The 10,181-nt window shown below is 57.3% G+C and carries 11 protein-coding genes; 4 read left to right on the forward strand and 7 right to left on the reverse strand.

Translation table 11 applies throughout. The annotated features are described in order from the left end of the window. Positions 1 to 51: 51 nt before the first annotated feature. On the forward strand, positions 52 to 846 hold the full coding sequence (locus AC57B8_RS19940) for a hypothetical protein (protein ID WP_496480548.1): 795 nt from the start codon (positions 52 to 54) through the stop codon (positions 844 to 846). A gap of 65 nt (positions 847 to 911) precedes the next feature. Then, a complete protein-coding gene (locus AC57B8_RS19945; RefSeq protein ID WP_496480549.1) occupies positions 912 to 1,373 on the forward strand; it encodes a hypothetical protein in 462 nt (153 codons plus the stop codon). A gap of 123 nt (positions 1,374 to 1,496) precedes the next feature. Here the strand turns inward: AC57B8_RS19945 and AC57B8_RS19950 are convergent, their stop codons facing one another. The 3 genes from AC57B8_RS19950 to AC57B8_RS19960 are packed head-to-tail and all read right to left on the reverse strand — an operon-like array spanning position 1,497 to position 3,867. After that, the gene (locus tag AC57B8_RS19950; protein ID WP_496480550.1) at positions 1,497 to 2,501 is read right to left on the reverse strand and encodes a hypothetical protein; all 1,005 of its coding nucleotides are present in this window, start codon (positions 2,499 to 2,501) and stop codon (positions 1,497 to 1,499) included. Positions 2,502 to 2,506: 5 nt separating this feature from the next. Beyond that, positions 2,507 to 3,316 carry a GIY-YIG nuclease family protein gene (locus AC57B8_RS19955; RefSeq protein ID WP_496480551.1) on the reverse strand — a complete coding sequence of 270 codons (810 nt, stop codon included), beginning with the start codon at positions 3,314 to 3,316 and terminating at the stop codon, positions 2,507 to 2,509. Positions 3,317 to 3,318: 2 nt separating this feature from the next. Continuing rightward, positions 3,319 to 3,867 carry a hypothetical protein gene (locus AC57B8_RS19960; protein ID WP_496480552.1) on the reverse strand — a complete coding sequence of 183 codons (549 nt, stop codon included), beginning with the start codon at positions 3,865 to 3,867 and terminating at the stop codon, positions 3,319 to 3,321. Between the two features lie 195 nt (positions 3,868 to 4,062). Here AC57B8_RS19960 and AC57B8_RS19965 point away from each other — a divergent pair, with 195 nt between their 5' ends. Together AC57B8_RS19965 and AC57B8_RS19970 are read left to right on the forward strand one after the other, a co-directional pair. Beyond that, positions 4,063 to 4,338 carry an excalibur calcium-binding domain-containing protein gene (locus AC57B8_RS19965; protein ID WP_496480553.1) on the forward strand — a complete coding sequence of 92 codons (276 nt, stop codon included), beginning with the start codon at positions 4,063 to 4,065 and terminating at the stop codon, positions 4,336 to 4,338. Between the two features lie 141 nt (positions 4,339 to 4,479). Continuing rightward, positions 4,480 to 4,812: a hypothetical protein gene (locus tag AC57B8_RS19970; RefSeq protein WP_496480554.1), complete on the forward strand. Its 333-nt coding sequence runs from the start codon at positions 4,480 to 4,482 to the stop codon at positions 4,810 to 4,812. A 267-nt stretch (positions 4,813 to 5,079) separates the two neighbouring features. Here AC57B8_RS19970 and AC57B8_RS19975 read toward each other — a convergent pair whose 3' ends face one another. Genes AC57B8_RS19975 through AC57B8_RS19990 form a run of 4 tightly spaced genes read right to left on the reverse strand, consistent with a single transcriptional unit; the run spans position 5,080 to position 9,808 of the window. Continuing rightward, positions 5,080 to 5,850, reverse strand: coding sequence for a 2OG-Fe(II) oxygenase family protein (locus AC57B8_RS19975; protein WP_496480555.1), 771 nt, complete (start codon positions 5,848 to 5,850; stop codon positions 5,080 to 5,082). A 20-nt stretch (positions 5,851 to 5,870) separates the two neighbouring features. Beyond that, a complete protein-coding gene (locus tag AC57B8_RS19980; RefSeq protein WP_496480556.1) occupies positions 5,871 to 6,866 on the reverse strand; it encodes a hypothetical protein in 996 nt (331 codons plus the stop codon). Between the two features lie 33 nt (positions 6,867 to 6,899). Next, entirely contained in the window at positions 6,900 to 8,987 is a 2,088-nt protein-coding gene (locus AC57B8_RS19985; protein ID WP_496480557.1) for a YcaO-like family protein, read from the reverse strand. Between the two features lie 53 nt (positions 8,988 to 9,040). Then, entirely contained in the window at positions 9,041 to 9,808 is a 768-nt protein-coding gene (locus AC57B8_RS19990; RefSeq protein ID WP_496480558.1) for a Hint domain-containing homing endonuclease, read from the reverse strand. Between the last annotated feature and the right edge of the window lie 373 nt (positions 9,809 to 10,181).

Genomic DNA, 10,181 nt, shown 5'->3' on the forward strand with positions numbered 1-10,181 from the left:
CCATGGTGATCACTCCTCGAACCCCGCTGCTTAAATAAACAGCAGGGTAGGTTGAACACCTGGCTCACTTTTACTTCGGCACTACCTGCAAAACTGGCTCAGTTTCCGGTCGGCGCCAACATTCAAGCGCCCCTCTACGACGAAAACAGGCGGTACATAGACGACCGCCCCGACCTCTTCAAGTTCAATGGCGCGAAGGGCTTGGCAGAGGTTCGACTTGAGAAAGAAGAGCCCATGCAGTTCCAGGAGATCGACATTGTTCTTCTCCTCCAGCGTGTCTTCAAGCCCGTGAATATTTATCACTCACCCAGGCGCCACAACGACAACGAGGAAATCACAGATGTCATTGTGATCACCGACAATTTGTGTTTGCTGGTTGAAGCCAAGGACTCACCCAATACTGAGAAGCAGCTCGGCAACAAGCTCGACAGAAAGCGAGCCACGACCAAGACGCACCTCAATAAGGCGTGTAATCAACTGAGTGGCGCAATCGGCTACCTCGACCGAGCCAGACCGTTGGTGATGCGAATGGACACGGGGGATGTGGTTATCGACCTTGGCAATCGCTCTATTCTTTGTCTCGCCGTGGTGAGGGAACTCTTCCTACCAGATTATCCGGACTACAGCGCGCGCCTCTATGAGCTCCACGACGACATCGAGCTACCTTGCATCGCTCTCGATTATGGTGAGCTCGTTCAGTACACCACGTTTTGCAACAGCGAAGACGCCTTCGTCGGAGCGTACTTCGAGGTCTTCAACTACGCGCTTAAGCGCGAAGGATTCCCTCGCCTTCGGTTCGGTGTGAGAGATCTGTTCGACGAAGACGGTAGCTTTCGCTTCAAGTGAAGCACCACTTTGAAAGACCGTCAAAACGTTGATAGTTTTCCTGAACTGAAAACACGAGGAGGGACATGGAAGACAAAAAGATCGCGGAGGCAAAAAAGCTTCTCTCGCTGATAACCGACCCGAGGATTGCCACCTTTCTCGACTTGAGAAAACTAACTCAGTCTGCACAGTATCGAAAAGCAGTGGTGATGGCGGCTGACCACGCAGCGAAGCATGGGGACTTCAGTTTCTTGAACAACGTTCTTGCTCTCATAGATGGTACGCACCACGCAGCAGAGCTCATTGAATCGCTTCGACCCAAGCTCACATTCGTTCTCACACCGACGAAGCCCAGGAAGCTGAAGAAGGCGACCCCAGAGCTCGTGGCTCAAGTCGCTGCGAAGGCCGCGAACACACCTGTAGTCCCGCAAAAAATAACCACACGCCCAGTTCAAAAAAAGAAGACTGTGCGATTTGGCAAGGGAGGCGATCTCATGGACTCGCACCTTCGATTGCCTGGCAGCTTTGGCAGCGGGAAACGGCGCTGACCAACAAGAAAATTCGACCAAACTTTTCTTCCTGGCAGCCCTGGGCAGACCGACATACTCATGAATGCCTCAAGCTCCCGGGCGTATACGCCCTTGCCATATCGGGCTCAGGAATCATAGGGCTCACCGACCGTCATAGCTGCGGCTCACTCGATTTGCCTCGACCAGAAGTGCTTCTTGCTTCGCGAGCTCACTCTTGTAGACATCGCGGATCTTGAAGAACTCGGCAGTCGAATTCTCTCCCGCCGTTTTCACCAATCCCCTGACTGTTGGAACACGTATACAGGCGAGCTGGAATGCCTTCACGTCGAGGTCAGGTGGTATTGGCTCTAGACAAGCCTTTGTGGCCGCAGAGAGCTTCGCATCAAGGTCTTTCCAATCCCTCATGGATTTCTCATAAGCGTGCCGCACTTCGATGTGCGGGTGCTCTGTGCCGTCAATTTTCGAGTGGAGCATTGACGAGCTCAACTGGGTTCTACGACCACCGGCTTCGCCACCACTGCCAGGTGTTGCTCTCAATTTGTCCAGCGTGCTTTCGAGCTTTGCGGTAGTGTCCTCATACTTCTTCGGATATGCAGCGTAGTTGCGATAAGTGAGACTTCCATTCTCGACATAGGAAGAGGCGCCACTCAAGATGCCTTGGAGTGCCTCAGCCCGCCTTTTCAGATTGCGCTCTTGTTGCTCTCGATTCTTCTGCAACTCACCAGCAGCAATGGTTTGTTGAGCCCCCTGGCGAAGTGCTGCCACCGCTCTTGCTTCGTCTTCTTCCGTGCCGGCGCGCAGGTTCGCACGCAAGCCTGTGGCCCCACTGATTTGTATTCCTCCAGGTGTGCGCTTCCCTGAAACCACAATGTTGCCGCCGTTGGCCCAACCCGCTTCAATCTTTCCCATAAACTGCTCACCATTGGCAGCACCACTCAGGGGAACGTCTAGGGTGTTGAGCTTGTTGTCTTTGTCGACAGATACTTGCTTGAAGCGACCAACGATGGCTCCGCCCTGGGACTCCACGAGCTGAACATAGAAGCTCACGCCAGGACCACCACCTACATACGTACCGGACCAGGCGGCCGACCAAGCAGGCGCAGTGAACACAGCGAGCGCCAGGCCGAAAACAAAACGTGAGCTCACTGTGTTCAGTTTCCGTTGTGGCCATGAAGTCGTGAGAGCAACACTTCTTTCCAGTGTGCTTCGCGCTGAAGAACTTCCTCAGGCTTAGTGTGCGTGTCAGCAATCTCCAGCACAGAAAAATGAAAGTGCTCAGCGCGCGCAGCGCCACCTTCACCGATGAGCTTTCGAAGGCGCACGTTTTCACCGTGACCGTTGAGGTAGGCGCACCACCGCGACCATATGCCACCCGCACCAGTGGCACTGCCAACATAGAGCTTGCCAGTCAGCCCGTCCGAGATGAGGTAGACCCCAGCAACGTTCTCGAGTGCAGCCCGCCAAGACGGAGTCCCCTGGCGGACGATGACCGCGAGTTCGCTGAACGAGACATTCACTTTCTTGAAACCCGGGAAGTCGGCCAAGGGGATTTTCTCTGCTCGTACCTCTTGAACACGGCAAGTTGGCGCAACGGTTTCACCATTTAGATAGGGTTGACGACCCGGCCTGTCAAAGTAGCAGACGGCGCGACCCGCGAGCTCCATTGAACTGGGGATCTGATTCAGGTGGTAGTTCACACCTTCTGTCGGGTGTTCAACGCTTCCTACCTGCTCATACGAGCCAACGTAGAGCCACAGGAGCCTTTCGGGTAGCTGAATCAGCGATACGACATAGTCGCGCTTGAAGTTCCGTTTGGTTTGCAAGGCCTGCCAAGCGTCGAAATTTCCTTCGAAGTAAACCTGCAGTGGGTTTTCAGAGCCATTCGAGCTCGCGAGATGGACCTTGCATTTTTCTGACTCAAGGCGAGGCTCGATGGTGCGCAGCAAATCGAAGAGCAGCATGGTCAGTCGTTGTTGTTGTGCTCGTCTGTAATCTTCTTGGCCTCTTGGAGCACTAGGCCACGCCAGCCAGGGAGATCAGCGTCAACCTGATACCTCTCGCGCACTATCTCTTTGGCGCGCTTCTCAATTTCGGGATTAAGCACTGTGCCGAGCGTTCGTTTCTCCAGACGATTCCTTCCACTACCAATCACAGAAGCTTGGGCGCGCTGCTCAAATGCGGTCTTCAATGAGCGAAGCTTCTGGCGACTCTCTGCCTTGCACCGCTCGTGCTCGACCTTTAGTTTCTCTAAAAGGCTTGCGGTGTTCGATTCAAGCTGCGCTCGCTCTTCTGCTGACAACCTTCTATCTGTGGTTGTGTAGGCAGCAGCACGTTGCTTTGAAGTCCAGCCGAACAGCTTTGCACAGCATTGAGAGCCGTAGAGTTTCAGGCCTTCGTCTACCTGTACGACGTGGATCGCACGGTAGACACCGTGGTTGCAGCCAGGCGCCTGGCACCTGATACGTTGCTCTTGCTCGACCTCGACCACGGCCAGGAGGGCTGGCTCAGCCACGGCTCCAACCTTGCCGATACGAGCGCCACGCCGGCGCGCCGGCTTCGAACAGCTCGGCGCACTCTACCCGCATGGCCGCTCGAAATGTCCGGGCGACCCGTTCTCCGTCAAAACTCACGGTTTCCCCTCCGTCTCGTCGAAAACAAAAGGCTGTAAGCTAGTGTAAACAGACGTAGGAGCGTCAGGGGGAGAGAAATGTTCAGGTTATTGGTGATAGCCGCCTTGCTCTTTGGGGCCTGGAAGGGATATGAGCACCACCAAGCAAAACGACTGGCCGAGCAGACGCCAGCCGCCCCCTTCACACTCACCACGGCGCCGCAGCCTGCAGCGACGTTCTCTTGCGACGGTCGGAAGTATTGTTCGCAAATGACCTCGTGCCAGGAAGCCACCTACTTCTTGAAGAACTGCCCTAGCGTGAAGATGGACGGAAACAATGACGGCGTTCCCTGCGAACAGCAGTGGTGCCGATAAAAATCGGTCAGCGCTCTCAACTACTGTGTGCGCGTCCATGCCTGCAATTACTACGTGTCATCGGCTTTGTAGATGCCTGATGCGTCGTCTCAAGTAACGGTAGGATCCGCCGATTCTCGAAAACCTCGTACGGTGCCAGCCATGCCAAAGAAGTTACTCGCAGCTCTCGCCACCATCGTTTGTCTGCAGCCGGCGGCATCCCTGGCGGTCACGACAACCATCCCGGATGGCTGCATCAAGTACGAAGAGACCGGTAAGGTGTATGAAGTTCAGGTGCAAATCGTCGATGGCGGCGATCTCTGGCCTAAATTCAGTTGGGCGAACGTCTTGACGAAGTATGCGGTCGTTTTTTGGAAGCAGGACGAGGCAACTGTCATCGACCTTGGCATTTTCGGTCTGTTGATGGACACGGGCGTCGAGGGAACTGACCTTCAGGGGCACAAGTGGAAGGTTGCCCGGCGGCCGTGGTGTTAGCGGAGCATCGCACTAGCGCGGGACCACAACAAGCCATTGATGAGTTCGACGTGGTGATCTCGTGCGAGGCCATGGAGCACAACCCAGGCTGGCGCAAGACCTGGCCCAACATGCTTCGACTGGTCAAGGATTCCGGCATTGTCGTGATGACTTGCGCCTCTACGGGTCGGAGGCAGCACGGTACGCTCCACCGCATCCCCCAAAAATGCGGCTTCAGAGGGCGAATTTCACACGATGGCCAGGCCTCTCCAACTTGGCAAACGCTCCTCAACAATAGAAGACGAGCGGCTCATTCACGCTGTGGTAGCCAATGAACGAGGAGCAGGTCACTCGTGGTGCACCCGACGCCTCTCGTATCGCATGCAGGCGCGTCGATCGGAAAAGAATCAGATCGCCCTGTTCAGGCTTGAGAGCAACATCGCAGGCGCGCAGTTTCTCCCGCGTAATTCCGACCTTCCCGGGACTACGAATAGATTGATACTCCTCACGCTCCAAATGCAAATCCCAAAGCTCGAGCTGGCCTCCATGCGTCGACGTTTGCAGATAGATATTCGCCGCTAGTTGCTCGGCTATGAAGGAAGAAAGATCCACGTGGGGTGACGCCAGCGCATCCTGGTGAGGTCCGGTGAAACCGCCATCGCGCAGGATTCTGGCGACCCCCGTGAACGCCTTCCTTGCGCTCACCGTGGCCAAGTTCGCGCCCGCAATCCAGGCCTCGTCCAGTTGCAGGCGCAGCAAATCAATCGGAGACAGGAACGGCGCGCAAAGCCGCCGAAATTTCGCCACCTCGTCGACCGCAGTGGCCAGGTACTCGCCAAGCGCATCTTCTGACCCAGCCACCTCCGCAAGTGACGGGCCGAACCTGTCCATGTTCGTTGCGTACTTGAATGACCGAAGCCCCTCATACGTCATGATTCTTGTCGTCAGCTGTTGACACAACGCGGGGTCGAAAAAATTGCGTACGCGCAAGGCCAGGCACTCGCCGTCGATCAGCTTCAGCAGCGCATCGTGGCTCAGTTGTGCGCTGTCAATGACCAAGCTTCTCATCCCTTCCCCCCTCAGGCTGCGACCAGGGGAAGATCGAACAAGTCTGACAGCATGGTGTTGTATCCGTGATGGGGAAACAACGGGTTCGAGTTGAGTTCGAGCCACCACAGCTGTCCATGCTCATCCAAGATGCCATCCACGCTGCAAGCCAAGGGCGCCGACGCAACGTGGCTCAAAGCCCTGGCCACCCCCTGCTGCAACGCCGTCAACTGCTCTGCACACTGCTTCTGCAGTGCAGGCAGCGCATTGCTGATTCGCTCAGCCCGTTGTCGGGCGAGAAAGGTGCGCCCGTAGCGAAAGTCAATCCAGAGCGTCTGGCCTGCGGAAAGCACATCGTCACGCTGCACCCCTTGGAATGACAGGCAAGCGTCAACGATGGCTTGGTCTGCAAGAACGTTGGCGCCTGAGTCGCCATGAATCTTGCGCTTTGCAAGCTCACCTGCGCAGGTGCTGCCATCGCCCACGATCTGTGCGTACGTCTGCACGTCTGCAAATACCGCCGTTGCCCCCCACAGCCAGAGTTTGACAATCTTCCCGAACACGAACTGCTCAACGAATTGCGTGCTGGCCCCTTCCGGATCAACGCTCACCAAGGGCACAGGACTATGCGCGCGAAACGGACCCGAGATGCCGTAGCCGAATGATCCTTTCGAACGCTTGGTGATGTAAGGCAACGTCGGCGTCTCCCCATCCCGCCAGATCCTCGGTGTTCTGAGACCCGCCCTCGACAGGTACTCCTTGAACTGCAGCTTGTTGGTCGACAGGTCTGTCGAATAGGGCCGATAGGGAAGCCAGCCACCAAATGCAACGACCGATTCCGACAGCGATGGCACATGGGCCAATCGGCCGTTAATCGTCGCCGCAAAAAGTGGATAGAAGGAGAAATACCGATTCGCGCAACGCACCTCCATCTGCAGGTTGTTCATGTCCAAGCTCGCATGGGCCTTGTGAAACGAGGTCCATGCCTTGACAGCACGAAAGTGATCGAAGACGGTGGAAATGGTCATGTATCAGCCGAGGCGGAGAACGGAGGCTCCGGTCTAGGGGAGTGGATGCGGAAAGCTCCCGCTGGGAACGCTCGCTGCGCTCATGCCGCGCGGCAACGCGTCGTAGCCGAATCCGATGGGAATCGCACCGGGGATGAGCACCCGCACAGTGTGGATGGGAAGGCCATCGAGCGACAAGGGCGAGTCGCTGCGCGTCATGTCAACCCATGCAGCACGCGGGGTGCCCGACGTGCGGCCCAGACGGTCGGACAACGACGCAGGCCAATTTTTTTCAAGAGCACCGAAATCCACGACCTGAGAACCTCGTGAAATGGCATGTGCCTTGCGGTAGTGTCGACGTTGACCATAAAGGTCTGCATGGTCGATAGGGCGTCTGACAGATCGGGCTGCCAGCCTTTTAACGTGGGTACGCGCAGATCTGGCCACGGCCGCAAGCTCTGCCTCGGCAAGGGCGCGCTCCACCGAGTGATGGGCTGAGTTGCCACACGCCGTTGCGGCGACACAAAAGCCTTTGAGCGCTGACGTAAGCATGACGAGCACGACGGGCCCCAGGTTGCCCTGCAATACGCAGAGATCGATCTCGAGAGCCCGCTCCTTGATCGCATCGATGCGCAATGACAGGGATGTAGGAAGTGAACCTCCTGCCAGGACCACACCGGGATGCTGCGCCAGCCAATGGCGCGCAAAGGCATCGCGTTCGACAACTTCAAGGCCTGCCCGTTCACGCGCGGTCGTCAACGATGTGTCGCTCGCGCAGCCCGACGAAGTCTGGCGCATCAACATCCGCGATCGATGCACGGCAGGCAAGTCGGTGCCGTTGTAAACGCAATCGGCCGGAATCCACAGTTCGTCGCCAGAGTCCCATTCTTTCCCGGCGACCCACAGCCGTTCGGCATCGTCATCGTAGGGACTCAGTGCGTCCCGCTCTCGGCGATATTGATCGTCCGAAAAGCGCACGATGGCGGTTGGTTCCAACTTACTGGCAAGTTTTCGCCCTGGGGCGCAACACAGGTTCTCAGGGGGATGGCGGAACGCGTGTCGCTCGACGGCCTCGGACACAGCCTTCGCGCATGCCAGTTGAGCGTCAGTTGATCGACCCCAGCCTGGTTCGAGCTTGTTGTCGGAATGCACGCAGGCTTCCGCAACGTGGTAGCCCAACAAGTCGGTGTTGGCACCTATCCATCGCAGATCGATGCCGCTGCGCGCTGGCGAGCGCTCTTCGGTAGAGAGTGAGCGGGTCTTTCCAAACAGGATCATGTCAGCGAGCGCACCATGCTCGACACCGCACATGGCGCGCAAATCATCGGCATCTTGAACCGGAGTGGATTGCCAAGGCAGTTCCAAGCACTCGGCGCGAGATCGCATGCGTTCAATCGCGGCGCCAGCTGCTACCAGTGCCAGATCTGCCGGATAGGTGGCTTGCTCAGAGGACAAACGTCCTCCTGCAAGGACGGCAAGCGCTCCCATGCATTGCGAAACGGCGTACGGAGAGACTGACACGCGCAACAGCCTCCCCGTATCCAAAGGGGCGGCGGAACGCAACAGAACGTTCTGCCCGGAAAAAATCACGTGATAGACAGCACGACCAATACCCTCGACCGCGTCGCGCAGCAAGACTACCGCCTGGAGCGGCTGAGCATTCGTGCTTGCCATTCCGCTCGAGACGGCACGAAGCTCCTTGAGAACTTCACAAAGCGCATCGGCATTTGGAGTGCCCCCAGTCTCGGCTCGAGCATGCGTCTTGTGTGAGGGGCCAAGAGAGATGTCTGCCGGGCTTTGCGTAGGCAAGCACTCGTTCGAGTCAAGCGCCGAAACCGTGCCAGCTCCATGCGGCGATGCGAGGTTTTCCCGACGGCGTCGAACATCGTCGAGCATCTCGACCAATGCAAATCGTGCATCGGCCAGAACGCCGCACTCGAGCATGGCCCGGACAAACTCATGGAATCGGGAGCCCGGCCATTTGGCTTCGGCCAGCACCGCGATCTCAGCGATGGTTCGGTTGCCGTCGCACCAACGGAACAATGCCTGCAAGAACCGTGAAGGGGCCTTGATGGAGACTTCACGGTCGTGAAGCCGCGCGACAAGGGTCCCACCTCTTATGAGGCAGGCCCTGGCGAGCATCGGTCGACTATCGCTTCCGACCGTGGAGGAAGGCCCCGCGCATTGCACGCCTGTCAAGCATGCGTCTCGCTGACTTGCCTCACAAAACGGGACGCGCCTTCGTCTTCTGCCAGTCCTTGCCATGGCACCTGCGGCACCAATGCGCCCAATCCATGGCTGAACGCAGCAAAGCCCTCGACGAAGATGCTGCAACTGCGTTCCGTGGCGACGTTGTACAACTGCGTCGAAGGATCCATGTGGTGATAGATTGGCCGTGCATGAACCCAACCGGAAACATGTGCCAGTTGCTCGGGCAGATCGATGTTCAGCGGGACTGGTACCGAAGGAAGCCGCGGCTCGATGGAGTTGCGCATTTCGAAGAGCAAGTGATTGATGTTGTAGGTTCCCCAGCTCTCTACAGTGCTGCCGTCCGCCGCTCTGCGGCTGACCCACAGCGGATGCTCGTCAGAAATGATCAGGCACTCGTCGCCCAAGCCATGCAACTCGATGACTTTACGCGACATGCCGAGCAGAGGACGCTCCAGGGCCCGAACCCGGTCGGGTCCATCCATGGTCATCAGGAGATCCCCGACCTGCACTTCCTCGATGTTCTTGTGCGACCCGTCGGCCATCAGCACGCGATTGCCAGCCAGGAAACAGGTCGGCTGCGTGCAGTCGGTTGTTTGACAGAGGTCCGCCAGAGCGCCATCGGATGGCTTGGGGCGGTAAGGTCTGACCGTGACCGACCACCCCTCTTCCTGATCCCTCTTGGCATCCCGCCCGCGAATGAACGCTTCTTGTCCTTCGACAAAAAGCTGACCTGACTTCTGGATGATTCCCATGATTATTCCCTCTTGCCATGCAACGCATGAAGTTAGACCAAAGCAAACGACTTCGCGCTACACGAACGCGATTGACGACGGAGCGTGAAACCACGCTTCTTGTATATCCGCCCCATCCAAGCTTTGTTTAGTGCACCCGGTGCTGTTGCGTAGCTCCGCTGAAGTGCTCCCGCTTTACTCACCATCTTGGGCAGGCTAGGTCGATGAGCAAGCCACCGCGGGCGAAGCACCGCACGACAACTGGAATGAATAAAACCATGACCGAACTGCAGGTCCGGATTCTCAACAAGTTCCCCAGGCAGAAAACTCCTGAGACTGTGCGGGTGACACGGCTGTGTCTGGGGTAGGGAGAGACTTGCCCAGAATTCGGGTT

This window comes from Variovorax sp. BGA-UO-ETr-C22, assembly GCF_059567965.1.